Origin of the sequence: Dendronalium sp. ChiSLP03b (assembly GCF_034531165.2) — a bacterium.
Classification (GTDB): domain Bacteria; phylum Cyanobacteriota; class Cyanobacteriia; order Cyanobacteriales; family Nostocaceae; genus Dendronalium; species Dendronalium minutum.
Genome location: NZ_JAVRBR020000018.1, coordinates 127,683 through 152,513 on the forward strand (window position 1 = coordinate 127,683; position 24,831 = coordinate 152,513).

Genomic DNA, 24,831 nt, shown 5'->3' on the forward strand with positions numbered 1-24,831 from the left:
CTAGCTAATTGAGAAATTGACCTGTATCTAAAAGTAGGAATTATACCAATTTGAAAAAAGAATGTTGACTGACGAACGCCAGTCATCAGTCATCAATCTCTATTTTGAAGCTAGGTGATATTGTTATATGTGCAGTCATATGTGCTGTATCTACTTAGCGATCGCAATCGATCGGAACTGAGACACCCGCCAAATTTTAATAATGTTCTCGGCACTACCACCACTGGCGATAGTCTGACCATCTGGACTGAAAGCTACGGAATAAATGTAGCCAGAATCCTGTTTCAAGGTGCGAATTTCCTCTCCAGTTGACGGATTCCAGAGTTTTAGGGTGTTATCATTACTTCCGCTAGCAAGGGTCTTGCCATCTGGACTAAAGGCCACAGAATTTACTTTATCAGAATGCTGCTTCAGAGTGCGGATTGTCTCTCCTGTCTCCAGATTCCACAGTTTAATTGTCTTATCTCTACTGCCAGTAGCAAGAGTCTTGCCATCTGGACTGAAAGCAACGCAAAGGACTAATCTGGTATGGCCTTCTAGGGTGCGGATTTGCTTTCCTGTGGCTAAATTCCACAATTTAATTGTATTATCCCAACTACCTGTAGCAAGGGTCTTGCCATCTGGACTGAAGGCGACAGATACAACCGCTTTGGTGTGTCCTTCTAAGGTGCGGATTTGCTTTCCAGTTGCCAAGTTCCACAGTTTAATTGTCTTGTCCAAGCTGCCGCTAGCAAGGGTCTTGCCATCTGGACTGAAAGCGATGGCAGCAACACCGTCGGTATGTCCTTTGAAAGTGCGGATTTCCTGGGCAGTTGCCAGATTCCATAGTTTAATTGTCTTGTCCTTACTGCCACTAGCAATGGTCTGACCATCTGGACTGAAGGCGACAGCCCAAATCCATTCAAAGTGACCTTTTAGGGTGTGGATTTCTTGTTTAGTTAAGAGATTCCACAGTTTAACTGTCTTGTCATCGCTGCCAGTGGCAAGGGTTTTGCTGTCAGGGCTAAAGGCGACGGAATTCACATCACTGGAATGCCCTTTGAGAGTAATGGTTTGGTAAGAATCTGAAGATTGAGTAATTTGCTGCGGCAAAAACTGCAAATAGGAAACTCCTACTAATCCCAACAGTACGATGGCAGCATTGGCTAGCAAAGTTTTTTTGACTTTGTTATTAAGTAGTGTTCCTGAAACTAATTTGTGAATTGTTGTCGAAACTGTTAGTAAGGTTGGGGGCGCTGTCTGTAAGGTTGGGGGTTCTAGTACTAGTGATGGTTGTCTCAAATCCCGAATCACTTCATCAACCGACTGATAACGCTGTTCGATGTCTATTTTCAATAGTTTATCCAGAACTTCACTCAACTTGACGCTGAGAGCTACTTTATTTCTACCCGAATTACGTAAATATTGCTGCCAAGAATTAACCCAACTATAGCCCTGTTTTAGCCACAGTTGCGATGGGCGAACCCTAGTCCATAAATGAAAACAAGTTACACCTAAACTAAATAAATCACTGGCTGGGTAAGCTTTGCCATCCTGCATTTGTTCAATGGGGGTATAACCATGCGAGCCGATGGTCGTTCCCAATTGAGTGTGTACTTTTACTGTCAGCTGTTTTGCAGAACCAAAATCAATTAGTACTAATCGCCCATCACTGCGACGACGAATAATATTTTGTGGTTTGATATCTCGGTGAATTACACCGCGATCGTGGATAAATTTCAGGACGGGCAATAAATCTAGCAACAGTTCTAAAATTTTGCTTTCGCTGTACGTTGTTCCTGATTGCAATTCTTGGAGTAAATTCTGCCCATCGATAAACTGCTGTACCAAAAACAAGTAATTATCTTGCTCAAAGTAAGCTAAAAGAGCAGGAATTTGATCGTGTTCTCCCAAATATTGCAATCTTTGAGCTTCTTCTTGAAATAACTCAACTGCTTTCCTCAAAGCTGCACTTTCTCTAACTTTTGGTGCAAATTGCTTGACAACACACCATTCATTCAACTTATCTACGTCTTCAGATAGATATGTTCTACCGAATCCACCTTCATCAGATATTACTTTAATGACGCGATAATGTCCCCTTAATAGCGGTGTTAATGGTGTGTTACAACTCTGGCAACGCTGATTGCCATCAGGATTTTGAGGTTCGGAACAATCGGGATTCAAACAGCAGAGCATACTGGGAATCCATTTGCAGGTTGTGTATATGTTAATTGCTTACGTATAATTTTGCTATGAAATTGTCATTATTCATCAAAAAAATAATATACAAGGTAACTAAACAATTTAAAATTAAAAATGATATTGTTTGTCGAGCGATCGCCAGTATCCTGGTCGCTTAATATGTATTACTGTACCTAAACTATATGTTCTCAAGAATCCACAATAAAAGTAATGGCTGAGAAGATGCCGCAGCTTCTGCTCGTAAAATTTATATCATATTATTGTGGTGTCTTAGTGGAGTTAATTCAATATATTCCAATTGATTTTTTTGGTCTTTAGCATTAAGAAGTAAACGTAAGTATCTCTCTCAAGGAATAAAATTAGCTATAACCCATAAAAATGAGGAGTGAAATTATGGCAGGACATGTCAACAAAAAATATCGATTCAGATTTAAATTGGCTTTAATTTTTTCCATGGGTAGTATGGCGATCGCAGCAAGTTATATCCTGCCTATAAGTGCTTTAGAAAGCCCAAAATACTCTGAAGAATTCAGACTTGCCAAAACACCAGATGAAAGGGAACCAGAAGCGGTACAACAAGGAATCGATCGAATTCCTACTTCTCAACCGCCTGCATCTCCACAACGCAATCAAACTATCGATTCACCGATACCTGCTAGCGTCCCGCCTGGAAATGCGACCCCAACGCCTCAACCTTCACAAGATAACTCGACTCCCGCACCATCTGCGCCGATAGATTCCACCCCAACGCCTCAGCCTTCACCAAGTAACTCTACTCCTAGACCATCTAGAAGTAGGAACTCTTACCCAACTCCTCAGCCTTCACAACCTAACTCCACGCCTAGACCATCTAAACCAATCAATTCCAAACCAATTCCCCAACCTACAGGAGGTCGTCGGCCAGTTACTCAACCGACTAGAAATATCAATCCAACTTTTGGAGGTTCGCCTGTTTCTACAATACCTAATGCCAAGAAGATTAACTTTGTAGATATTGCTTTCGGTATTTTGTCTAAAAATGATTATCAATCTAAAGGCAGATATTTTCACTTCTACCAGTTTGAGGGCAGAGAAAACCAATTGATTCAAATTAGGCTGGTTGGCAGTGCCGACCAACGGCGCTCCAATAACTTGAATTTACGTCCCTACATGTTTCTGCTCGACCCAAATAATAATGTTGTCTTAAAAAGAAGCAGCACGGAAACAACTGGTGATGCATTCATATTTGCCCGATTACCTGTAAGGGGTACTTATACTATCGCAGTCACTAGCCAAAATCCTGGAGATACAGGTCGCTATAGTTTGGCTCTCAGAAACGATAGAGCCAGCTATACTCTAGACGAATCAGACCAACTGACTGCTCAAAGCTCAACTCTTAGACAAAATGGCAGTCCATACAATGTATCTACATTTGAAGGCAAAAAAAATCAGCTTGTGAGTATTCGTGTAGATAGTGTCGATGAAGAGTTTTCGCCCTATATAGTTTTGCTAAATTCTCAAGGAGAGAGAATCGCAGTAGATAATGACAAAGATGGTCTGTATAGTGCGCTCATTGACCGAGCCAAGTTACCTGAAGATGACACATACTATGTAATTGTCACATCAAATAATCCACGGCAACGCGGCATATACCGATTGACTATTTTCTGATATTGCAACAATTTCTGAGTGAGGGGAAGTAGGAGAGCAGGGGGAGATGAGGGAGAAATAAGCTGTTATCCCAGTCCCCAGTCCCCAGTCCCTTTTAAATATCAACAACTGATTCTTTGGAATTCAATGTCAGGGCGCTATCCATAATCGATGTTCTTTTAGCAACTGCATTCAAAAATAGTGCTTCGTACTGCTCAATTGCCTGCTTAAAAGAATAGCGCTCTACAGCAAACTGTCTTCCTTTACGACTTAGTTGTGCAGCCAATGCCGAATTGTTATATAAATCTAGCACTGCCCCTGCTAATGCTTCTGGTGATTCTGGCTCAACAATGATGCCGCCGCCACTCTCCCTAATTGCTTTGGCAGCTGTACCATTAGCGGGTACTGAACCTACTATTGGACGGCCGCTTGCCAGTAACAGTGGTATTTTAGAAGGCATATTAAAAGAAATTACATTACGCTTTTGCACAATCAACCCCACATCAGCTGCTGCTAACATTTGCGGTAGCTGTTCTCGCGGCTGCAATGGTAACAGCAAAACGTTATCTGCTTCACACGAGTGACAATATTCCTGCAATATTGCTAAGGCTGTTGATTCGCCAGCGATGACAAAGGCAATTTCTTTAATATGACGTAAGCGAGTAGCTGCGGCGACTACTGTCTCTAAACCTTGCGTTAGTGCGATGTTACCAGAGTACATCACTACAAATTTTCCATCAAGCTGATGGGCAGTTCTCCAAGAGTTTTTCTCTTTTGATAGGGGGCGAATGAAATTGACATCTACCCAATTGGGAATACAAACGATTTTCTTCGCAGGTACACCCTTAGTAACTAAATTCTTAAAAAAACCATCAGCAATGACGCTAATGTTTTGTGCATTGCGGTAGGCAAATTTTTCTAGGGCTTCACACGCTCGAATCATCCATTTATTTCGTATTAGTCCGACGCGCACGGCTGCTTCTGGAAGAATATCTTGGACATTTAGCACTACCGGGCAGTTGTATAATCTTCCTAGTAGGGCTGCTGGCAGTGCAACCATTAACGGCGGCACTGTTAAAAGAATTACATCTGGTCGTTTGCCTCTCAAGGCTTGCGGTAAGCTAGTAACGATAAAACTCAACTCTAAGAGAATCCGATCTATGAGATTGGGTTTGGATTTTATCCGTAAGTAACTGCGCTGAACAGTCACGCCATTCTTTTGTTCTGTAACGTACCACTTACCCTGGTAGCCAGGATAGATTTCGCGTTGAGGATAGTTGGGCATCCCCGTAATCACCCGCACTTGATGACCTCGCTCTACCAGTCCTTCTGCCAGTTCGGTCATCAGGGGTGCTATTCCAATCGGCTCCGGATGATAGTTGTAGGAATAAATCAGAATGTGCATGATCTATTTGTAAATTTTTTTGCAGTCGGTCTAAGAGTGTCAGGTGTTTTTTTAATCCCAATAGATACTACCATTACTGTAGCGATCGCCTGTACCAGAGTTAAGATAAATACAAATGTTATTTCCCTTACTTGACAAATCAAGTATATAAAATTTAAGACATCAATTTTGTTTGTACAGTTATTAGATTCTCTATTGGCTACGGGCTTCAACCTCTAAATATAACGACAATAAATTTTTTAGCTTGTTTCAATTAATACTTAAACTTAATCGTCGTAGATTGTAGCATTGTATCCAATTTTTGTTGAGTTTTTACTTTCTGATTCATAAAAACTTTAGATTATATTAGAATAAATACTTAAGTATTTCAATTTTTAAGTAGTCATATTTAGTCATATTTTGTCTGTAAAATATTTGCTTTAAGATATTTTTATTAAAAATTTCTAATCCCTAATTGTTTTACAGGTTTGTTATAAAAAAGTGACATTGCCATTGGCTATGATGCTGACTTGGTGCTGGTAGGCCCCAATGAAAGCTTTGTGGTACGTGCTGCTGAGTCAGAATAACAACAAGGTTACACACCTTTTGAAGGAGTGGAGTTAAATGGACGAGTAAAGAGTACCTTTTTGCGCGGAAATCTTATCTACAACAACGGACTGATTTTAGGTTCACCCACTGGACGTTGTTTGAAACGCTCCCATCCTGCAATAAAGGCAACAGCCGATGTCTGATTGGCGACGAGGAAAAGAACTCAAACTTGAGATATCAAACCGAATATTATTTTGTTGCATAAGATGAAAGCAGCACGTATTTATGACTACAGTGGTGCGACTGCTGTACGGTTAGATGAGGTAGAAGTTTTGCAACCTGGTCCTGGTGAAGTCAGGATTCGGGTAGGAGCTGCTGGAATTAACAATTCTGACTTGCAGACAACCTATGGAACCTATCGAGGATATGGTCATAAAGAACTACCCCATATCCTGGGTCAGGAAGCGGCTGGTGAGGTTGATGCTGTGGGATCAGGAGTAAAGGAATTGATGCCTGGAATGCGTGTAGTTGGACGCGTGAGGGGTGCTTTTGCGGAAATGGCATTCGGTCTTGCAAGTGAGTTGTTACCTCTTGCCGATGAAGTGTCATTTGCAGTAGCAGCCAGCTTGCCTATTGCCTATCTAACTGCCGGGATGGCTCTAATTCACAAAGCCAATGTCCAGCATGGAGAGTGGGTTTTGGTACATCCCGGTAGTGGTGGTGTTGGCACCGCAGCAGTTCAACTTGCTCAGTTGCTAGGAGGACGAGTTATTGCTACTGCGGGTAATCAGGCAAAGGTACAGCGATTACTTGAGTTAGGTGCATTACAGGGGATTGATTATAGCGTTCAAGATGTAGCTTCTGAGGTGCGGAGAATTACTGACAATTCAGGGATACAGGTGGCACTCGATGGTGCGGGGAAAGTCACCTTTGCCCATTGTCTGGAAGCGATCGCTAATAATGGTCGTATTGTCAGCTACGGCACTACGACTGGCATGGATGCTGCCCTACCTATTGGAAAACTGCTGGGGCGTAATGCTACAGTTTACGGCATCGCTCTCTGGTATAACAATGATTATCAGTCAAGTTTAGGGACACTTCGAGATTTAGTTATTCCAGCAGTTGCTCAGGGAAAGTTACAGCCAACAATTGATGAGATGGTTGGTCTGGAAGGAGTGTCTGGGGCACTGCTCAGAATGGAAAACCGAGATTTGATGGGGAAGATTATTGTAGTTCCGTAATCTCAAATCTGAATCTAAACTCCAGTAAGGTAGGGAGTACAAGAAAATGAGCCAACGTATCAAAAGAGCATTTTTAGACACAGAAGATGGACAGATTCTTTATCGAATCGGTGGAGAAGGTGAACCCATACTTTTACTGCACATGACTCCCCGCAGTAGTGATGAATTTCGAGAATTGATGCCTATTTTGGCAGCTAAAAAATTAGTCATTGCAATGGATTTAATGGGGTTAGGTGATTCTGACAAGCCCCCTAGAGTTTATTCAGTTGCAGACTATGCTAAAACTGCGATCGCACTTTTGGACGAATTAGGCATAAAAAAGGCGAGCATTTTCGGTAGTCTTACAGGCGGTTATATTGCAGGAGAAGTGGCAGCAGCTTACCCAGAAAGAGTTGAAAAACTCATCCTCTGCAATGTAGTTGGATTTAGCCAAGAGGAAAGAGACAAGGTTTTCAAGAGTTATTCTCAAGGGTATCAAATTAAAGAAGATGGCTCTTACCTAATGGAAAGATGGTTAGCTCGTGTCAGTTACGTCGGTACGGGGAAGTTAAATCACCGTTGTGTTTTAGATGATTTGAAGGCTTTTAACTCTCCTGTATATCCCGGTATAGCTGTGGCAAACTATTGTCTGTCTGCTAAAGAACGATTTCGGTTGATTAAGTGTCCGACTTTGATTTTGTCTGGGGAAAAAGCGTTAGAACCGTTGGAAAAAATTGGTTTAGCAAAAGCTGAGAATCAATCTTGGCTCCAGGAAGTAATTCCTCATAGTCAAAGTGTCGAATTAGAAGGTGGAACCCTTTGGATGGTAAATCAAATGCCGAAAGAAGTATTAAAAGTAGTAGTCAATTTTTGGGAAAAGTAGCAAGTACTTGAGCTAAATAAGTATTAACTTTTAAGACAGTCGCTACTGCCTCTACTGAGGCGACACTGTTTGTGTCTTCGCTGTAGCAGCTCCCGCCTTCTCTGTAAGAGCTTCTGCCTTGACGTTTCCGTGTTTCGCGCAGTCTGTAGCAGCTCCCGCCTTCTCTGTAAGAGCTTCTGCCTTGACGTTTCCGTGTTTCGCGCAGTCTGTAGCAGCTCCCGCCTTCCCTGTAAAAGCTTCTGCCTTGACATTTCCGTGTTTCGCGCAGGCTGTAGCAACTTCTCTCTTGACATTTTTGGCTTATACCATTCGGAATACCTGATACAAATAATTTGTCTTTAATTTTTCCCCCTACCCTCTGCTATATGCTCCCCTGATACCTAATTAAGCCTGCCCCTACCAGATCCGTGCGAGCGCTTGACTTTATAGCCAAAGGTTGAAATCGAAGGAGGAACCCTTTGAAAGATCGATCAAATACTCAAAGAAGTATTAAAAGTAGTAGTCGATTTTTTAGAAAAGTAATAAGTACTTGTGCAAAATTAATTAGGTATTTTTGTATAGAGGGAGAGCAGGTAAAAAGCAGCAGGGAAAAAAATATAACTGCTTAATAAATATACAAATAAATTTGCCTACCTATTTAGGAGGAAGACAATGAACAACGAATTGCCACTGATTATTGAGTGTCGTTGTAACGAAATAGCTTATCGCGAAGACAATCCTGCTTTACCCTACTCTCCAAAAGAGATTGTCCGCGAAGCAGTTCGTGCCTGGGAAGCAGGGGCTTCGATTTTCCATTGGCACGGGCGAGACCCAGATAGTGGGAAACCGCGCAACGAAGTTGAACTCTATCTCGAAGTGATACAGGGAATTCGCGAACAGACGGATCTCCTCATCCATCCTACGCTTGGCTACATCACGCAGAATCGAGTAGAGGATCGCGTCCGGCACATCTTGGCAGTAAACGACGATCCAGTGCTGCGAGTTGACATGGTACCGGTGGATTTCGGGTCGCTCAACGTAGACTTCTGGAATCCCCAGGCCAAACAATTCAATAGTTATGACCAAGTGTACATTAATACCCGTGAAAATCTCAGGGCGGTGCTTGAAGTATTCAAGGAACACAATCTCTACGTCAGTTCAGTCTGTTGGGACGTAGGGCAAATGCGAACAGCGCGTTGCTTCCAACAAATGGGACTTCTGCCACAGGAAACGCTTTGGGAGTTTGTCTTTACCGGGGAAGTGATGCCGGCGGGAGCTGCGGCGACGATACCGGGTTTGCAGGCGTTCATGGCTGAGGTTCCTGCGGGTAACCAGTGGCTTGCACTTTGTTGGAATGGAGACGTGATGAGGGTGGCATCCTGGGCAATCACCCTTGGCGGACATGTCGGAATAGGACTTGGAGATTATGCTTACACTCGCTTCGGTAAGCTGCACAACGGCGAGTTAGTCGAGATGGTTGCAAAGATGGCACATACTCTCGGTCGGGAAGTTGCAACGCCAGAACAGGCGCGCAAAATCCTGAAAATGCCGCCGCGAGCTGCTGTTCAACAAGAGCTACACGCAACTGCTAACTAAGGCGGTAGCATTTGTGTAACAGCATTTGGTAATGAATTGGGATCTAGAATGTAGGGTGGGCAATGCCCACCTACAGTTAAATGTAACTGCGATCGCTCAAACAAAATGAAACAAAAGATTAAACGAGCTTTTTTAGACACAGAAGATGGACAGATTCTTTATCGCATCGGTGGCGAAGGTGAACCGCTGCTGTTGCTGCACATGAATCCCCGCAGTAGTGATGAATATCGCGAACTCATGCCTATCCTGGCTCAACACAGACAAGTCATAGCAATGGATTTGATGGGGTTTGGCGATTCGGATAAACCACCCAGAATGTACACAATTGCTGACTATGCAAAAACCGCGATCGCACTTTTAGATGAATTAGGTATAGAAAAAACGAGCATTCTGGGAAACCATACAGGTGCTTTTGTGGCTGGAGAAGTAGTAGCAACTTATGGCGATCGCATTGAAAAGCTGATTTTGGGTAACGTAGCTGGTTTTGGTGAAGGAGGACAAGCAGAGCTGTTTAGAATGTTTGAGGCAGGTTTTAAAATCCAAGAAGATGGCTCTCACCTCATGCAAAGATGGTTAGCCCGTTCTCGATACGTAGGCTCTGCCGAATTAAATCACCGTTGGGTTTTAGACGATTTAAAATGTTTTGGTCATCCTTTGTACGCAGTTTGGGCTGTAGGCAATTACTGTCTAGATGCACCAGAAAGATTTCGTTCCATCAAGTGTCCAACTCTCATTATTTGGGGAATGGACGATGTCAAAGAATTTGAAAGACTGAGTTTAGCAAAAGCTGGCGATCGCTATTTTCTTTCTCAAGCAATTCCTCATGGCAAAGTCGTTGAATTTCCACAAGGAACAATATGCATGATGAATCAGATACCTGAAGAGGTAGCGAAGGTAGTAATCGACTTTCTAAACAATTCAGAATAGTTCAGCCTCTAATTTTCCAAGATTGTTGTACACTTAATCTCTACAATTAGTCCTGGTGTAGATAAAGCAGATATCCCAAATCCCGTCCAAGTAGGGAATTGATTAGTGAAATAGCGATCTTTTACTTTCATAAACAGCGGCAGGTGTGGAATAGTAAATTGTTGCTCAGAAGCACTAGCAGACCGATTTGGCAAATTACCGAGATTTACCCCTGTCACATGATAAGTAATCATCTCTACCACATCGTCAAAAGTCGCTCCTGCTGCTGTAAGTACCTTTTTCACATTCTCGAAAGTCTGGATAAATTGGGCTTCTATTCCCTCTACTACCTGTAAATTTTCATCGCGTCCCACCTGTCCTGAGATATATAATGTATTGCCTACCTTGATGCCAGGGCAATAGTGATACTTTTCATATAAAATTTCCATGCCTTGGGGAATAATGACTTCACGAGTCTTCATTATCTAAGTAGCTCCACACTTTTTCAACTGAAAATCAACCTAGTCCAACTTGAGAACGGAAGTTTTTAACCTCTCATAGCAGTTACAACCGAACGCGCCGCATCCGACAGTAACCAAGCATCAGCAGCAGGTGTCACGAAATCATAGCCCTTAGCGAACAGTTGGCGACCTCCAGGGGCATTGCGACTGATGCCCGCAAGCCAACAATCGGGACTGGCGCGGACTATTGCTTCAGCTTCCGCCATCAGTCGGTCAAGTTCTGAATTATCGTAAGTTCCAAACTTGGTCAGTACAGCAAAATCGTCCGAGATGTCTGCCGTCAGATCGCCTGGCCCTAAAAATACCATATCGATCCCCTCAACTGCCGCAATTTGACTAACATTCTCGAAACCCCGACGGGTTTCGACGATAACGGCTATAAGTAGATTCTCCCGATAATTGGCAGGATACTCTAGCTCTGCCAAACCCCAGTTGGCTGCTCGGCTCTCAGGATAACCAACACCTCGGTGTCCGCCATGAGGTCGATAGCGAGTCGCGGCGACAATTGCTCGCGCTTCATCTGCTGATTCTACGGTTGGAACGAGCAGACCTTCCACGCCCATGTCCAAGGCTCGTTTGATATAGACTGGATCGTGTGAAGGCACACGCAAAATACAGGTAACATCTGTCGCTTGGGTAGCGCGGAGTTGCTCTACTAAGACGGCCATGTCCGTAGCGCCATGTTCGTGGTCGATAATAAAGGCATCGAAGCCACACATAGAAAGAAGTTCGATTGAATCACCATCTGAGAAGAAAATCCAGCAACCGATTGGTTGAGAATCAGTTTGGAGCATTTTCTTCAGTCTATTAGGTCTGAACATAATTCGTTATACTATGCATTACCTCTAAAGCATCAACAATTGTAGAGGAATGCGGTTTGATTTCTGAAATTATTTGCATAGAGGGGCAACAGGGAATAGGAAAGAAGGGAGGTAGAAGTTCACTGATTTTTTTTAATCAAATATGAGTTCTATAGACTAACCAGAATGGATATTTCTTCTTGTATGGAAGTTGCGATCGCAATCTTTTATTTACAATCATGATATTTGTCAATAAATCGATGCTTGCTAAACTTAGACAATATTTAGATATTCGCATTACCGAGTAACAATCAAAGGATGCGATCGCTTATTTCTACTTTTTTCTCTTCTTGCTGTTCGTTCAACAATTTGATAATCTAAATGTTCGTTCCCTAAAAAGTTTAAGAAAATTATTAATTTGAGTTTTGGGTGTTGGGAAAAACTTACTATTCCCTTATTTTTAAAATTAGCTTAATTGAAGTCTTTGTTTAACTTCTTCAGCTAAATTAGCTAACCCTACTTCTACTTGTTCGCCTGTTTTTAAATCTTTGAGTGAGGATTTTTGTGTTGCTGCTTCTTCCGAACCAATAATGACGCAGAATTGAATTCCCTGTTTGTCAGCTAACTGGAATTGTTTACCCAAAGCCCGCTTGTCAAAGCTAGTTATAACATTAATTCCCGCTTGACGCAGATTTTGTGACACTTTTAAATAAATGGGCATTAAATCTTCTTGTAGATTTACTACCATCACTTGTGCTGGTGTGGCAGGTAAAGTACTTAAAATACCAGCTTTTAGCAAGCGACTAATTAAGCGAGTTAAGCCGATTGAAATACCTACACCAGGCATTTTCTCGCCTAAAAATGTCCCTACTAATTCTTCATATCTACCACCAGAACAAATACTACCTAAAGCTTCATGCCCTAATAGAGTTGTTTCGTAAACTGTACCTGTATAATAGTCAAGTCCACGAGCGATCGCTAAATCAATACAGAAGTGATTGTCAGCAACTCCAAGATTGCGAACACCTGTAATCACTGTTTCTAGTTCGGTAACTCCCAGGCTAAATTGTTCGGCTTCTGGCAGATTTTGAGCAAGGTGCTTGAGTTTGTCTAATACTTCGTCAACATTGCCATCAATTTTAATAAAGTCAATAATTTTTTGAGTCTGTTCGGCTAAAATTCCTTCTTTTTCTAAATGCTGTTTTACCTTATTCTCACCCACTTTTTCTAGTGTATCAATAATGCCAATACATGATTTAATTTGATTTTCTGTAATTCCTACTGACTGAAAGAAACCCGTGAGAATTTTGCGATTATTGATGCGAATGAGAAAATCACCAATATTAACTGCTTCAAATATTTCTGTAATAATTGCAGGCATCTGAGCATCGTAAAGCAAGCTGAGTTCACGACGCGCAACTACATCAATATCGCACTGACGGAACTGACGAAAACGTCCATCTTTTGCCCGTTCTCCCCGAAAAACTACATCCATTTGATAGCGAGCAAAAGGAAAAGTTAATTCATTGAGGTGACGGGCAATATACGCCGCTAAAGGAACTGTTTGGTCAAATTTTAAAGCTCTTGCTTCTGAACCAGTTTCGCCTGCTTTATCCTTTTCTGCTTGTCGATTTGGTGGCAGGATGGGATCGATACCATAAATAATATTATCACCTTGATTACCTTTGGCTTGTAGTACTTCTAAACGTTCTACTGCGGGGGTTTCTATGGGTGTAAAGCCATAGCTTTCAAACACTCTACGAATGGTATCTAGTAAATAAACTTCTAGGCGTTTTTCGCCAGGAAGAAATTCTGGAAAACCACTAGGAGTTGAAAAATTTATTTTGTCTGCTTTTGCCATGCTTTTACCTTTAACGATTTTAGATTATAAGGAGCAAACTAGAATATAGATTCCCAAATTTATTCATTCAGAAAATAGTGCGTTAATGAAGTTTAACGCACCTCTGGAGTTAAGATTTACTTTATCAAGCATCTTTGAGCATTGAAATTACTATCTTAGCCGTTCTTCTTGGATTAGGGTGCGCTGAAAGATTTGATGATTTTTTAACCAGTGCCAAGTACGAGCGCGATAGTTATTGCAAGGACTAATTAGTATCATTTCATATAAGGACATCTCTGGCATTCCCTTATATGAAAAATGCAAAATAACGGTGGAATTATCAGCTTCCCAGGCTCTACCTTGAATGCGATTAGTGTCAAACAAAAGGCTTTTATCACTATACATTCCTGGGAATTCATACTCCTCTCGTTTACCATCAGCCCACTTGTAGCGATTGATTTGGTAGTAAGCATGGGGAGCATTTTCTGGAAACTGGCAAGTTAAATGAGATTCATACTTGTCAAGAATTTTTCCTGCTGTATCAATTAGTGTATATGTCCCTACCCAATCTCCTTCATGGCGGATAAGCACAGGCATTTCTGCTCGTATATTAGACATTAAACAACTCCTGCATCTTAAATTTGCTGACTGCCAGAACTACGAGATAATGTACAACAATTTATTATCTTCCGCGATCGCGTTCCAAATCTTCGATCGCTTTTTGCAAATACCACTCATCTGTCATCCCCGGATAGTAGTCTCGCTTCTGTTCGATCAATCGCTGGGCAATTTCCCAATATCCCCCAACTAAGCGTAAAAGTCGCTGACGTAGCAGATTATACTTTTGCTGTTTTGACTCAGGATGAGATGTCTGGATTTTTTTGAGGTTATTTAAGACTTGCTGGTAATTATCCCAGTCTTCTTTTTCACAATAAATACTAGCCGCTCGTTGATAATCTGCAACGGCGAGTTGCATTTCTTCTAAAAAAGTATAGGCGATGCCACGATTGTAGTGAGCTTGAGGATCGTCAGGATTGATTTGCAGTGCTTGGGTGTAGTCAGCAATAGCACCGAGATAATTGCCTGCTGCTCGATAAGCATTGCCTCTGGCAACATAGACTAAAGCATCTTCGGGTTGAATCTGGAGTGCTTGGTTAAAATCTGCGATCGCTCCTTGATTATCTCCCAAAAGAGAACGTGCTTTGCCGCGATTGCGATAAACAACTGCATCTTGAAAGTTTAGTTGCAATGCTTGGTTAAAATCTGCGATCGCTTCTCGATAATTCCCCATTTTGCAGCGTACCACGCCACGACAGCAATAAGCTTGGGCATCTTGCGGATCGGCTTGTAATACCCAGTTTAAATCTGCAATGGCTTCGCGTGTGTCTCCTTTTTCTGCTTTTTCTAATAACTGCGTGAAATATGCGTTTGTAGAGATTATGGGCGCACTTGTGGAAGTTTGTTGCTGAACTACTGTTTTTTCTGGCGGTTGTAGCTGTTTAATTTTTTCCAAACACAGGCGACAATTCTCTTTATCTTTTTGTGCTAAATATAATTCTGCTGCTTTTTTAAAGCTAGCGATCGCATCTTGAATATACCCTTGTTTGCGCCGCACTATTCCCCGCAGATTATAAGCTGCCGCATGATGGGGATTAAGACGAATTGCGCGATCAACATCTTCAAGCGCTCCTGGCAAGTTTTTGAGTGCTACCCTTGCCAATCCACGACAATAATTAGCTTCAACACTATCAGGATAAAAGTTGAGAGCTTGAGTGTAATCGGAAACAGCTTGATGAATTGCTCCTGAGTCATAATACGCCAAACCTCTTTGTAAGTAAGCTTCGGCAGAGTAAGGTGTCAGTTGCAAAGCATGGCTAAATTCTTCAATGGCTCCAGCGTAGTCTTTTTGTTTCGCTTTTTCTAATCCCCTATTGTAAAATTCGTCATTCATAGCAATTGTTTAGTTGAATCAACTAGTTGGATTCCAGAAGGTGTGTTTCTTAAGCTTAACTGAGTACTAGCTTTTCAGTAGAAGGCATATATAGCGATCGCGCATTCGCCAGATAGCTTGAGCGCGATCGCACTTTGGTTAGTTAACGCTTGTTTGCTTTTATTAACATGGCGATCGACAGCAGTGTTGTTTTAATTAAAAAAGCGATCGCTAAAATAATTGTCGTCATTGAATCGCCTTGAGTTGGCTGTGGTTGAGTAGATATAACAGGCACTTCGGTATGAGTCTGTGCAGTTGGGTGAATCATGGAAAATATTCTCTTTGAAATTTGCTATATCTACTGTCGCAACTGGGTTTGAGAGTTTTTTCCACGACTTTGACTAACATAGCCTGACATAGGCTGACTTAGTTCTCAAAGCGAACTAATGTTATTTGCTACACTAGCTTACAAGTATTGTGGAAACTAGCAATGCAGCCGCTTCCGCGTGATTTTTTAACTCGAATTGCCCAAAAATATCAGCTGTCTGAAGAACAGGAGGACGCATTTGTTGAGATTTATCATCGCGGGGATGATGAAGTAGAGGCAGCTGAGGCTTTAAGTATCTCTGCGAGTGCTTTTCGGACGCGTATGACTGGGGTATATGAAAAATTTCAGATTGCAGGCAAAGGCCCTGGTAAGTTTTATCGACTGCAAGTATTTCTAATTGGTGAGTATCAAAAAACAGGTCAAAAGCTAACGTCTGAACAGTCAAGCACTGAAATTTACATTCAAACGCTGGTTAAAGAAGTTCGTGAGTTTGTCGCGTCTAGTATCTGCGAACGGTGCGGTAAGATGCGCGTTCTGGATATGGAGCAACCGATTGGTTTAGCGTCTATTTATACCAGTGTCAATATTTTAGAGAAACTCACAGGGCGGCGATGGTTAGAGATTGCAGATTTATCCGAAAGATGTGGATTGGAAGATTTTGAACGGTTCGGATTAACGGCAATCCAAGAACAGCGGATTGATGGACTAAAGGCAGTAACACAACATGAAAAATTGATGGTGTTAGGTAAGCCAGGTGCAGGAAAAACAACGTTTTTAAAGCGACTAGCAATGCTCTGTATTGAGCAGCGCTTTCAAGCTAACCGAGTGCCAATTTTTATCACGCTCAAAGCGTTTGCAGAAACACCTGGACAACCAAGCTTGTGGGAGTATTTACCTCAAAGTTTTGCACCGCATAAAACTACCAATCCACCCACAGAACTGGTGGATAAGCTACAAGCCATTCTAGAAGAAGGACAAGCCCTCATTCTCTTAGATGGTTTGGATGAGGTACGGGATACAGACACTCAGCGTATTATTAACGAGATTCAAAAATTTGCTACCCAATTTCATCTCAATCAGTTCGTGATGACTTGCCGGATTGCGGCACGGGAGTATACTTTCGAGCAGTTCACTGAAGTTGAGGTTGCAGACTTCGACGATCATCAAATTCGTGATTTCGTAACAAAATGGTTTACAACCAAGAAAGACCCCATAAAAGCAGAAACCTTTGTTGAGAAGTTGGAAACAGATGAACGCATCCGCGAGTTAGCAACTAATCCACTTTTACTGACGCTATTGTGTTTGGTCTTTGAGGATGCAGCCGATTTTCCCACAAATCGGTCTGAGCTATACGAAGAAGGTTTAGATGTGTTGTTGAAAAAGTGGGATGCCAGGCGCAACATTGAGCGGGATCAAGTCTACAAAAAGCTATCGCGCCAACGCAAAGAAGATTTGTTAAGTCACCTAGCTTACACATTTTTTGAGCGCGGTGAGTATTTCTTTAAGCAAAGAGTAGTAATTGATCGCATTATTCAGTTTATCCGTAACGCACCCAACATCAGTCAGGATGACAATGATTTAGAACTTGATGGGGTGGCGGTGCTGAAATCAATTGAGGCACAGCATGGCTTACTTCTTGAACGAGCGCGGGGCATTTATTCGTTCTCTCACTTGACGTTTCAAGAGTATTTTACTGCACGACAGATCAAAGAACAGCGAAGTGATGCTCTGGTGCAAGACTTAGCCAGCCATGTAACTGAAAAACGTTGGCGTGAGGTTTTTTTCTTAACGGTGGGGATGTTACCCGATGCAACTCACTTGCTGCAATTGATGAAAGCGACAACAGATCGGATTTTAGTGGACGATTCCAAACTTCAGCAGCTCTTAGATTGGGTTATACAGAAATTCAATTCTGTTGATGTACCTTACAAACCTGCTGCGGTTCGCGCCTTCTATTTTGATCTCGCTTGTAACCTCTACCATGACCTCAACCGCGACCTCAAACTTTTCCACGCCCTTACCCACGACCGCGCCCACGAACTTGACCGCGCTCTTGCCCACGACCTCGACCTCGACCGCGCCTTTGCCCACGGTCTTGCTCAAGTCTTAGACGACAACAGCTACAACATCCGCTTAGGGTTCAAATTTACTAACAATCTAAATCTAAATAATCATCAGCTACAACAAAAGCTGCAAGAACTGAGGGAGCAACTGCCTGATACCTCTTGGGAAAATCATGAACAATTCAAAACATGGTGGAAACCAAACGGACAAGCTTGGACAAAGCAACTCCGAAACATCATGATTGAGCATCGCAATATTGGGCATGACTGGCAATTTAGCAAAGAACAAAAAGAGCAACTGCAACAGTATTACGATGCAAACAAGCTGTTGGTCGATTGTATGAATAGCGAGTGTTATGTCAGTCCAGAAGTGAGAAAGGAAATTGAAGAGACGTTATTGTTACCAATTGCTAAAATCGAAAAGCGTCAGCAACCTTAACACCTGGATAAAAGCCTGACTACGCTAGCTAATGAGGCGCATTTTCATCTAAAAATGGTATTAGCATAGGAAAGATAGCTCAGTGACTCTAGCCCTGAAGGACGCGATTAATGACTATTACCTCCCAAAAGAAGGTATGGACGGATGAAGAATTCATGGCTCTACCATCGGATGGAGGGCATCATGAATTAGTGGATGGGGTGCTAGTAGACATGGGAAACTCTGGAATGGAGCATGGCTATCTTGCTAGTATCCTGAGTTTCTATTTAAGCGGAGATTATAGCTAGGAAATTAGGCGTAATTTGTGATTCTAGTACCGCATTCACCATGAAATCTGGAAATAAGCGTTCTCCCGATTTATCTTTCGTGGCTAGGGAGCGGTTGCAGGGACTCAAACGATTGCCCAAAGGCTTTTTTGTGGGAGCGCCTGATTTAGCTGTGGAAGTGATTTCGCCTAGCAACACATTTGCAGAAATTCACAGCAAGCTAGTTGAGTATTTTGATAGTGGTGCAAAACTAGTTTGGGTAATCAATCCAGATGAGCAATCAGTGTTGGTGTATCGTCAGCCACAGCCAGACAAATTACTGAAACTCACTGACAGCCTGGACGGGGAAGAGGTTATACCCGGCTTTACATTACTTGTTGCTGAACTATTTGCCGAGCTTGATTTTTGAGTATAACAGAGTAAAGCGATCGCCCTTGTAAATGAGTTGCGATCGCCATTCAGCCATACAACTATTCGGCTTTTTGAAAGCAAGTTTTTCCTAATAATTTTAGTTACCAGAAGTAATTATGCTTCAATAAGCAAACTAGGCGAAGTTAGAACAAAAACATCCCTAGTTCCTTGAGCCTCAATCTGCGGTTTTATAGGAGTGGTAAAGTGGAGAAAATCATGATCGTTGACTAATAATAATTCTCCCGGATTTAGAATTTTACTAAATACAGGCTTTTCTTTTTTTGCGGTATATAAATGTGTTTCTCCACCTTGAATATTTTCTCTATCTACAGAGAATATACCTATAAAATCAGTACCATCTCTATGGATACCTTCAGGGGCTGGATTTCCCATATTATCAGGCGAACAGGTAGTTCTGATTTGATGAACTCCTATTTCAGCTTCTGGGTGAAGTTTACAAGAATCACTAAATGCTAAAACAAGATGTTTAAAGATATCAAGTTCTACAAGTGCATCATCTAATTCTGTAAACTCTCTTTTAATATCTCCTACTAATGGATTGTATTCTTTAGGTTGGAAGAGGTATCCATGAGGTAGTTTAATGACGCGATCGCCTGACACTATGAACCGAGATAATCTTCTTAAACGATAGTCTCCTTTGATGTAAGGATCGACAGGCAAATTGTTAAAAAATGGCTTGAAACCTTCTGTATTGATTGAATTTACCTTTCTTAGAGTAAACAGAAAAGCATATTCTAATTCCGTTGCTTCCCATACTTTTTGCATAGGATTTACCTCATTGCAGTTTAAATACTCCCGAATTTTCTTTGTGGGAGGCTTATACACTTAGTGTATGCTACTTTTTATTAAACTGTCGTTAAATTGACTACAGAAATTGACAAATTGTGATATCAAAGATTTCTTCAAATATAGCCCACAACAAGGGCATGAAGATGTCTTTCCCTTACACCCATTTTCAAGTCAGCTGCTGAAAAGATTTACTGATGGGAGTTAGTGGGCAAGGAATCGGCGTATATTAACTAGCAGCAACAAGGTTTGATGATGACTGATTGGCTCTACCGCTACCCACCTCTGTATCCTGGTATTTTGCTGAGGCGTTACAAACGTTTTTTTGCAGATGTTCAACTTGCTTCTGGTGAAGTAGTTACAGCACACTGTCCGAATACAGGCCCAATGACTGGAGTCTCGACTCCTGGGAGTGCGGTGCAGCTTTCCAAAAGCGATAGTCCTACTCGGAAGTTAGCTTATACCTTGGAACTGATTCAAGTACACGACAACGCACCGACTTGGGTAGGTATTAATACTTTTTTACCCAATCGAGTAGTGAAGCTAGCTTTGGCAACACATCTTTTCCCGGAATTGGGCGATTATAGCCAAATTAAGGGTGAGGTGGTTTATGGACTAGATAAAAAAAGTCGAGTGGATTTTTTCTTGACAGGGAGTGATGAACAACGCCCGATTTATTTAGAGGTAAAAAATACAACTTTGGCAGAGGAAACTTTAGCACTATTTCCCGACACGGAGACTACAAGGGGACAAAAACACTTGCGGGAACTAATGGCGCTATTACCTCTCACGCGTGCAGTAATGCTTTACTTTATCAATCGGGGAGATTGTACTGAGTTTGCTCCTGGCGATTGCACAGACCCCATATATGGTAGGTTATTGCGGGATGCGATCGCTCTTGGTTTAGAAGTATTACCTTGCCGTTTTGACGTTTCTCCAGAAGGCATTCGTTATTTAGGTTTGGCAAAGCTGAAAATTTGAATTGGGAATTTTGCATTAATTATTCTTGTCATGGGGGTCTCTGGTTCTGCATTTTATGAACGAAAAACTCCTCAACAGCCAATTTGATGCACTTGAGGAGCCACCTGATGCTATGTATGTTGATGTTTCCCACCCACCAGAGGCGATCGCAAATATCCTCAAAACATATTTTGAATAATGTTGATTAGTAGCCCGCTGGTAAAACGTGGGAAATACTTATCTTCGATTGCGGCATTGCAGAGAATAGCGGTTCCCCCGCCATGTCGTCCAACCATTTGCAACCCTAGTACGACTGTTGTATCTGAGATACCAGTTATCTTGCTCTCCACCTAAATAACGAATACCTAAATCTTGTCTTTGTCTGCTAGAAAAACGTTTTTCTAGAGGAACCCACGCACTACCATTATCACTAAACCGCCCAACAACACGGACACCAGAAGTGGTGGTGCAAATATTACCATTACAAGTAGTTTGTGAGTCATCCACTACTTTCCACTGCATCTGGGCTGGTCTGCCGTCAATATTACAATCCCAGAGGCCAAAAAACCACTCACTTACAACAAGTCCAGCTTTAGCATGATTGGATGCCAACACTAAACCTGCGGGAACAATAGCCAAGCCCAAAAGCCATTTTGTTATGTTTTTCATCTGCACTACTAATACCTAAGTTCATCTATTTATCTGTTATGTATTGACAGTGCTATTTATGCAGCTAAAGCGAACAAAACAGAGGGCAGAAGCAATATGGTGTGCGGCTCACAACCCATACCAATTGCAGTCCATCCTTTATGGTTTCGCCAGTTCCCTATGGCGGGAAACCTGCTTACCCTAGCCTGCGGCAAGCCGCTACGCGTCTACGGGAACGGCTTCGCCGAACAGGACTGGATTCACCAGAGATTTTGGTGGGAGACTCAAACCTTTGCCCGCGAGTAGTCACTCTAGAGATCGCTTGTCAGAAACCTTCTGCCTTCTGCCCTCGTTCTGCCTTTCTTGTTAAAGCCAAGCTCGGTCATACTGAACTGGCCAAAGTTTTTCATGTCCTAACTGTTTGGCTGCTAGGTGAGGCCAGTAAGGATTGCGAAGTAGTTCGCGTCCCAATAAGACCATATCAGCTACTTCTGTGCGAATGAGCTGGTCAGCTTGTTCTGGGGATGTAATTAAGCCAACTGTTCCTGTATAAATATTTGCTTCACGGCGGATGCGTTCGGCAAACTGGGTCTGATAACCAAGTTTGGTTGGTATGTTAATGCCTGGTATAATCCCCCCTGAAGAGCTATCAATCATATCTACACCCAAAGACTTAAGTTTGTCGCTCAAAGCAATACTTTGTTCGATGTCCCAGCCCTTATCTACCCAATCAGTTGCAGAAATACGTACTAAGAGTGGATATGTTTGCGGCCATACCTTTCGCACTTCCTCAACGACTTCTCTCAGCAGACGGGTACGGTTTTCAAAGTTACCACCATAGTCATCTTGGCGATGGTTGACAAGGGGTGAGAGAAATTGGTGCAGCAAGTAACCGTGGGCAGCATGAATCTCAACGACTTTGAAGCCAGCTTGCAAAGAACGTTTGGTAGCTTCGACAAAGGCTTGAATAATTTGCTGAATTCCTTCAAAATTCAGGGCTTCAGGTATTGGACTTTCTTTGCTAAAAGCGATCGCACTACTCGAAACCAGAGGCCGCCAGCCATCCTGAGATTCATTAAGTACTTTTCCTCCCTTACTTGGTTTAGCTGTGCTGGCCTTTCTGCCTGCATGGGCGAGTTGGATACCTGAAACAGCACCGAAGTTATGAATTAATGCTACAGTCTTTGCTAAACCTTCTATGTGTGCATCTGACCAAATTCCTAAATCTTGTGGGCTAATGCGTCCGCGAGACTCAACAGCAGCAGCTTCTGTTAGCACCAACCCTGCACCGCCAACTGCACGAGAAGCTAGATGAACTAAGTGCCAGTCGTTAGCAAATCCATTTGTACTGGAATATTGGCACATAGGTGAAACAGCGATGCGGTTGCGAAAGGAAACGTCACGAATTTTGAATGGTTCAAATAGGTGTGCCATTAGTATTGATTCCTTCTCTTGCTAACTAAACGAAATTGGGAAGGGATTTACTAGGTGAACTCAGAGTGGCATTCAACGGCTGTAGATTTTCTTAGACTCACACTAAAATCAGCGATAAAAGCTATAGCCAACAGGAATAATCCAGAAACACAAATGCTGTGCTGTGTCAACGAATTGTTGGCAGTAGTCAGAGCGGTATGCTCTTAAAAATTCATTGTGATGCTTTCAGATGTAAAGACCTAATTTAAATTTTTATTGAATGACTAAAGTTATTATCAAAGCTCACATGGATAGATTTATTACTTGGCTCTTGGCTTGGAGATTCCCAGATATCGCGTTTTCCTTGTTCTTGCTGTTCTCGATCCACTAATAACTGTAGATGATATGGTAATTTATTTTCCTGCCAGAGTGTCCAAAGTTCTCCACATAAAGATTCTCTTTCGATTTGTCCAAAACTCATTGCTTTACTCTCCAATACTGTCATGATTTAAGTTTAATAATCTCTGAACTATCAATAATAAAAAGGTTAAATTTTTATCTTTTGTATTTTCGCAGTATTTAAAACACAGGTAATATTCGTTCTCCCTATTTTTTGTTCATAAAATCTCTCAAGTGCGATTCTTTTGATAACTTGCTCAACTTCTGGATTTCAGTTTCATTTCACTGAATACTTAATGTGACTATTGCTAAAGTATATTTTGTAGATTTGACTATTTAATATGCCATAGATTGCGGTGAATTCATCAACAAGCATCTAATTGAGCAGATAAACAATAAATTTAACATCATAAATAACTCGAACTATTGCTACCTTCATGAAAGGCTTATATTGAAAAAAATTGGCATCAATGAATCGAACTTTAAAAGCAGTGTGTGACTGTATCCAATAATTAAAAGTAACAACTTTGATTTCTCATACTTCCTGAGATACCAACTGATTATTTACAAACTTTAAAATATCTTCAGATATTATTTCCGTCATACTAACTGGGTTATGTGTATTAGCAAGCTTTTTAGTGATTGGATTGATTTAATTAACCGCAGAGTACGTAGACAAAAAAGACAAGTTATTGAACTTGCAATTTATCTTGCAATGTCTCCGCAACAGAGTACCTTGGGAACCCGTCTACTCTAGTGGCTCACCTCCTAACTTCACTTATATTTAAAATACTATAAACTGATAAGTTTAGTGTAGTATGTAGTTGTGAGAATCGCATATATTGCGCTAAAAAACAAGGATTTATGAAAATTTAGTAATAATACTTATAAAATTGGTGCTTTCGGTACTAAAAACTTTCGCAAAAAAATTAAGGACAAGAATCATACTTGTCCTTAATGGGTAAATATAGTAGATTCTGTGCTGAACGATTCAGACGAGCCAATTAAATTAACTCTCTGTGTAGGTGTCTTTGTAAAATTGCAAGCGACCAATGCCGAGAAATTGACCGACAGTTTGTCGTCCATAGGGAAATGCTGTCACGCCAATTAAATATACGCCATCAGCAAAGGGATTGCGGTAAGACCGCAGACCAATAGTGACTGTTTTACCTGGCGGTATGGGAGAGTCAAAGTTTACTACTAAGGTCTGCTGTTTGTCGTTGCTTTTCACGGCTTTCAGTGCCAACTTTGTTCCTTGGCGATCGCGTGTTCCTTCAAAAGCAAAAGTATTGTTCTGATTCAAGTCAATATCTTCCGTGCCTTGAATCTGGTTAAAGGTAACCTGTTGCAGCGGTTCCCCGGCAGTAGCTGGCACTTCCAGCGTGAAATAGTATGTTGTATCCGAAACGCTTGTGTCAGTGTATGGAGTGCTGGCACTTACCAAACGTGGTGGTTGGGCAAAGGCGATCGCGCCATTACCCAAAGTAACTGCATTGGCTCCCAACTCAGGTAATGACGACATTCCCGCACTAACAACAATTACTGTGCTTAATAACCCACTAATGTACTTCATAATTGTATTGGCACCTCGATGATTTTCTTTGGGTTTAAATAGTTTGAGTTTGGATTTAAATTCCCATAGACAGTATGGACAAATCAATGTTTGCAGTCGTGCT

Annotated in this window: 24 protein-coding genes and 1 pseudogene; 12 read left to right on the forward strand and 13 right to left on the reverse strand. The window is 41.8% G+C overall.

The features are described from left to right. Nucleotides 1-150: 150 nt before the first annotated feature. The gene (locus RMY31_RS05320) at nt 151-2,178 is read right to left on the reverse strand and encodes a serine/threonine-protein kinase (RefSeq protein WP_322659170.1); all 2,028 of its coding nucleotides are present in this window, start codon (nt 2,176-2,178) and stop codon (nt 151-153) included. 399 nt (nt 2,179-2,577) lie between these two features. On the opposite strand from RMY31_RS05320, the gene RMY31_RS05325 reads away from it, so the two are divergent. Beyond that, a complete protein-coding gene (locus RMY31_RS05325; protein WP_409877386.1) occupies nt 2,578-3,834 on the forward strand; it encodes a peptidase in 1,257 nt (418 codons plus the stop codon). 94 nt (nt 3,835-3,928) lie between these two features. Here RMY31_RS05325 and RMY31_RS05330 read toward each other — a convergent pair whose 3' ends face one another. Then, on the reverse strand, nt 3,929-5,218 hold the full coding sequence (locus RMY31_RS05330; RefSeq protein WP_322659172.1) for a glycosyltransferase family 4 protein: 1,290 nt from the start codon (nt 5,216-5,218) through the stop codon (nt 3,929-3,931). Nucleotides 5,219-5,694: 476 nt separating this feature from the next. Between RMY31_RS05330 and RMY31_RS05335 the strand changes: the two are divergent. From RMY31_RS05335 to RMY31_RS05355, 5 genes and pseudogenes are all read left to right on the forward strand, one after another. Next, a pseudogene (locus RMY31_RS05335) lies at nt 5,695-5,949 on the forward strand (hydantoinase); the annotation flags it as partial. 63 nt (nt 5,950-6,012) lie between these two features. Further along, nucleotides 6,013-6,987, forward strand: coding sequence for a zinc-binding alcohol dehydrogenase family protein (locus RMY31_RS05340; protein WP_322659173.1), 975 nt, complete (start codon nt 6,013-6,015; stop codon nt 6,985-6,987). A 46-nt stretch (nt 6,988-7,033) separates the two neighbouring features. Continuing rightward, on the forward strand, nt 7,034-7,849 hold the full coding sequence (locus RMY31_RS05345; RefSeq protein ID WP_322659174.1) for an alpha/beta hydrolase: 816 nt from the start codon (nt 7,034-7,036) through the stop codon (nt 7,847-7,849). A gap of 651 nt (nt 7,850-8,500) precedes the next feature. Continuing rightward, on the forward strand, nt 8,501-9,424 hold the full coding sequence (locus tag RMY31_RS05350; RefSeq protein ID WP_322659175.1) for a 3-keto-5-aminohexanoate cleavage protein: 924 nt from the start codon (nt 8,501-8,503) through the stop codon (nt 9,422-9,424). A 105-nt stretch (nt 9,425-9,529) separates the two neighbouring features. Next, nucleotides 9,530-10,351, forward strand: coding sequence for an alpha/beta hydrolase (locus RMY31_RS05355; RefSeq protein WP_322659176.1), 822 nt, complete (start codon nt 9,530-9,532; stop codon nt 10,349-10,351). 8 nt (nt 10,352-10,359) lie between these two features. On the opposite strand, the gene RMY31_RS05360 is transcribed toward RMY31_RS05355, so the two are convergent. From RMY31_RS05360 to RMY31_RS05385, 6 genes are all read right to left on the reverse strand, one after another. Then, nucleotides 10,360-10,812 carry a RidA family protein gene (locus RMY31_RS05360; protein ID WP_322659177.1) on the reverse strand — a complete coding sequence of 151 codons (453 nt, stop codon included), beginning with the start codon at nt 10,810-10,812 and terminating at the stop codon, nt 10,360-10,362. A gap of 65 nt (nt 10,813-10,877) precedes the next feature. Further along, complete coding sequence (locus RMY31_RS05365) at nt 10,878-11,645, reverse strand: HpcH/HpaI aldolase family protein (protein WP_322659178.1); 768 nt, start codon at nt 11,643-11,645, stop codon at nt 10,878-10,880. Between the two features lie 472 nt (nt 11,646-12,117). Next, a complete protein-coding gene (hisS, locus tag RMY31_RS05370) occupies nt 12,118-13,512 on the reverse strand; it encodes a histidine--tRNA ligase (RefSeq protein WP_322659179.1) in 1,395 nt (464 codons plus the stop codon). 150 nt (nt 13,513-13,662) lie between these two features. Continuing rightward, nucleotides 13,663-14,109, reverse strand: coding sequence for a DUF3598 family protein (locus RMY31_RS05375; protein WP_322659180.1), 447 nt, complete (start codon nt 14,107-14,109; stop codon nt 13,663-13,665). 64 nt (nt 14,110-14,173) lie between these two features. Further along, nucleotides 14,174-15,442: a tetratricopeptide repeat protein gene (locus RMY31_RS05380; RefSeq protein ID WP_322659181.1), complete on the reverse strand. Its 1,269-nt coding sequence runs from the start codon at nt 15,440-15,442 to the stop codon at nt 14,174-14,176. A 142-nt stretch (nt 15,443-15,584) separates the two neighbouring features. Then, on the reverse strand, nt 15,585-15,749 hold the full coding sequence (locus RMY31_RS05385; RefSeq protein WP_322659182.1) for a hypothetical protein: 165 nt from the start codon (nt 15,747-15,749) through the stop codon (nt 15,585-15,587). A gap of 162 nt (nt 15,750-15,911) precedes the next feature. Here RMY31_RS05385 and RMY31_RS05390 point away from each other — a divergent pair, with 162 nt between their 5' ends. From RMY31_RS05390 to RMY31_RS05400, 3 genes are all read left to right on the forward strand, one after another. Further along, a complete protein-coding gene (locus RMY31_RS05390) occupies nt 15,912-18,251 on the forward strand; it encodes an NACHT domain-containing NTPase (RefSeq protein WP_322659183.1) in 2,340 nt (779 codons plus the stop codon). A gap of 110 nt (nt 18,252-18,361) precedes the next feature. Then, a complete protein-coding gene (locus RMY31_RS05395) occupies nt 18,362-18,538 on the forward strand; it encodes a Uma2 family endonuclease (RefSeq protein ID WP_322659184.1) in 177 nt (58 codons plus the stop codon). A gap of 40 nt (nt 18,539-18,578) precedes the next feature. Continuing rightward, nucleotides 18,579-18,926 (forward strand): Uma2 family endonuclease, encoded by a 348-nt coding sequence (locus RMY31_RS05400; RefSeq protein ID WP_322659185.1) that lies wholly within the window; start codon nt 18,579-18,581, stop codon nt 18,924-18,926. Nucleotides 18,927-19,042: 116 nt separating this feature from the next. Here the strand turns inward: RMY31_RS05400 and RMY31_RS05405 are convergent, their stop codons facing one another. Beyond that, entirely contained in the window at nt 19,043-19,714 is a 672-nt protein-coding gene (locus RMY31_RS05405; protein ID WP_322659186.1) for a 2OG-Fe dioxygenase family protein, read from the reverse strand. A 276-nt stretch (nt 19,715-19,990) separates the two neighbouring features. Between RMY31_RS05405 and sfsA the strand changes: the two genes are divergently transcribed. Further along, nucleotides 19,991-20,716: a DNA/RNA nuclease SfsA gene (gene sfsA, locus RMY31_RS05410; protein WP_322659231.1), complete on the forward strand. Its 726-nt coding sequence runs from the start codon at nt 19,991-19,993 to the stop codon at nt 20,714-20,716. A 55-nt stretch (nt 20,717-20,771) separates the two neighbouring features. Next, nucleotides 20,772-20,894 carry a hypothetical protein gene (locus tag RMY31_RS05415; RefSeq protein ID WP_409877391.1) on the forward strand — a complete coding sequence of 41 codons (123 nt, stop codon included), beginning with the start codon at nt 20,772-20,774 and terminating at the stop codon, nt 20,892-20,894. A 38-nt stretch (nt 20,895-20,932) separates the two neighbouring features. Here the strand turns inward: RMY31_RS05415 and RMY31_RS05420 are convergent, their stop codons facing one another. After that, nucleotides 20,933-21,364: a DUF6006 family protein gene (locus RMY31_RS05420; RefSeq protein ID WP_322659187.1), complete on the reverse strand. Its 432-nt coding sequence runs from the start codon at nt 21,362-21,364 to the stop codon at nt 20,933-20,935. 96 nt (nt 21,365-21,460) lie between these two features. Here RMY31_RS05420 and RMY31_RS05425 point away from each other — a divergent pair, with 96 nt between their 5' ends. Then, nucleotides 21,461-21,649: a hypothetical protein gene (locus tag RMY31_RS05425; protein ID WP_322659188.1), complete on the forward strand. Its 189-nt coding sequence runs from the start codon at nt 21,461-21,463 to the stop codon at nt 21,647-21,649. 60 nt (nt 21,650-21,709) lie between these two features. Here RMY31_RS05425 and RMY31_RS05430 read toward each other — a convergent pair whose 3' ends face one another. The 3 genes from RMY31_RS05430 to RMY31_RS05440 all read right to left on the reverse strand — a co-directional run bounded on the left by RMY31_RS05430 (nt 21,710) and on the right by RMY31_RS05440 (nt 24,728). Next, a complete protein-coding gene (locus RMY31_RS05430) occupies nt 21,710-22,777 on the reverse strand; it encodes an NADH:flavin oxidoreductase/NADH oxidase (RefSeq protein ID WP_322659189.1) in 1,068 nt (355 codons plus the stop codon). A 244-nt stretch (nt 22,778-23,021) separates the two neighbouring features. Further along, the gene (locus tag RMY31_RS05435) at nt 23,022-23,261 is read right to left on the reverse strand and encodes a hypothetical protein (RefSeq protein ID WP_322659190.1); all 240 of its coding nucleotides are present in this window, start codon (nt 23,259-23,261) and stop codon (nt 23,022-23,024) included. A gap of 903 nt (nt 23,262-24,164) precedes the next feature. Beyond that, a complete protein-coding gene (locus RMY31_RS05440; RefSeq protein WP_322659191.1) occupies nt 24,165-24,728 on the reverse strand; it encodes a DUF2808 domain-containing protein in 564 nt (187 codons plus the stop codon). Between the last annotated feature and the right edge of the window lie 103 nt (nt 24,729-24,831).

Bases quoted from the DNA above. Each gene is read 5' to 3' on its own strand.
- RMY31_RS05320 (WP_322659170.1), bottom strand. From the start codon at position 2,178: ATGCTCTGCTGTTTGAATCCCGATTGTTCCGAACCTCAAAATCCTGAT.
- RMY31_RS05325 (WP_409877386.1), top strand. From the start codon at position 2,578: ATGGCAGGACATGTCAACAAAAAATATCGATTCAGATTTAAATTGGCT.
- RMY31_RS05330 (WP_322659172.1), bottom strand. From the start codon at position 5,218: ATGCACATTCTGATTTATTCCTACAACTATCATCCGGAGCCGATTGGA.
- RMY31_RS05340 (WP_322659173.1), top strand. From the start codon at position 6,013: ATGAAAGCAGCACGTATTTATGACTACAGTGGTGCGACTGCTGTACGG.
- RMY31_RS05345 (WP_322659174.1), top strand. From the start codon at position 7,034: ATGAGCCAACGTATCAAAAGAGCATTTTTAGACACAGAAGATGGACAG.
- RMY31_RS05350 (WP_322659175.1), top strand. From the start codon at position 8,501: ATGAACAACGAATTGCCACTGATTATTGAGTGTCGTTGTAACGAAATA.
- RMY31_RS05355 (WP_322659176.1), top strand. From the start codon at position 9,530: ATGAAACAAAAGATTAAACGAGCTTTTTTAGACACAGAAGATGGACAG.
- RMY31_RS05360 (WP_322659177.1), bottom strand. From the start codon at position 10,812: ATGAAGACTCGTGAAGTCATTATTCCCCAAGGCATGGAAATTTTATAT.
- RMY31_RS05365 (WP_322659178.1), bottom strand. From the start codon at position 11,645: ATGCTCCAAACTGATTCTCAACCAATCGGTTGCTGGATTTTCTTCTCA.
- hisS (WP_322659179.1), bottom strand. From the start codon at position 13,512: ATGGCAAAAGCAGACAAAATAAATTTTTCAACTCCTAGTGGTTTTCCA.
- RMY31_RS05375 (WP_322659180.1), bottom strand. From the start codon at position 14,109: ATGTCTAATATACGAGCAGAAATGCCTGTGCTTATCCGCCATGAAGGA.
- RMY31_RS05380 (WP_322659181.1), bottom strand. From the start codon at position 15,442: ATGAATGACGAATTTTACAATAGGGGATTAGAAAAAGCGAAACAAAAA.
- RMY31_RS05385 (WP_322659182.1), bottom strand. From the start codon at position 15,749: ATGATTCACCCAACTGCACAGACTCATACCGAAGTGCCTGTTATATCT.
- RMY31_RS05390 (WP_322659183.1), top strand. From the start codon at position 15,912: ATGCAGCCGCTTCCGCGTGATTTTTTAACTCGAATTGCCCAAAAATAT.
- RMY31_RS05395 (WP_322659184.1), top strand. From the start codon at position 18,362: ATGACTATTACCTCCCAAAAGAAGGTATGGACGGATGAAGAATTCATG.
- RMY31_RS05400 (WP_322659185.1), top strand. From the start codon at position 18,579: ATGAAATCTGGAAATAAGCGTTCTCCCGATTTATCTTTCGTGGCTAGG.
- RMY31_RS05405 (WP_322659186.1), bottom strand. From the start codon at position 19,714: ATGCAAAAAGTATGGGAAGCAACGGAATTAGAATATGCTTTTCTGTTT.
- sfsA (WP_322659231.1), top strand. From the start codon at position 19,991: ATGACTGATTGGCTCTACCGCTACCCACCTCTGTATCCTGGTATTTTG.
- RMY31_RS05415 (WP_409877391.1), top strand. From the start codon at position 20,772: ATGAACGAAAAACTCCTCAACAGCCAATTTGATGCACTTGAGGAGCCA.
- RMY31_RS05420 (WP_322659187.1), bottom strand. From the start codon at position 21,364: ATGAAAAACATAACAAAATGGCTTTTGGGCTTGGCTATTGTTCCCGCA.
- RMY31_RS05425 (WP_322659188.1), top strand. From the start codon at position 21,461: ATGGTGTGCGGCTCACAACCCATACCAATTGCAGTCCATCCTTTATGG.
- RMY31_RS05430 (WP_322659189.1), bottom strand. From the start codon at position 22,777: ATGGCACACCTATTTGAACCATTCAAAATTCGTGACGTTTCCTTTCGC.
- RMY31_RS05435 (WP_322659190.1), bottom strand. From the start codon at position 23,261: ATGACAGTATTGGAGAGTAAAGCAATGAGTTTTGGACAAATCGAAAGA.
- RMY31_RS05440 (WP_322659191.1), bottom strand. From the start codon at position 24,728: ATGAAGTACATTAGTGGGTTATTAAGCACAGTAATTGTTGTTAGTGCG.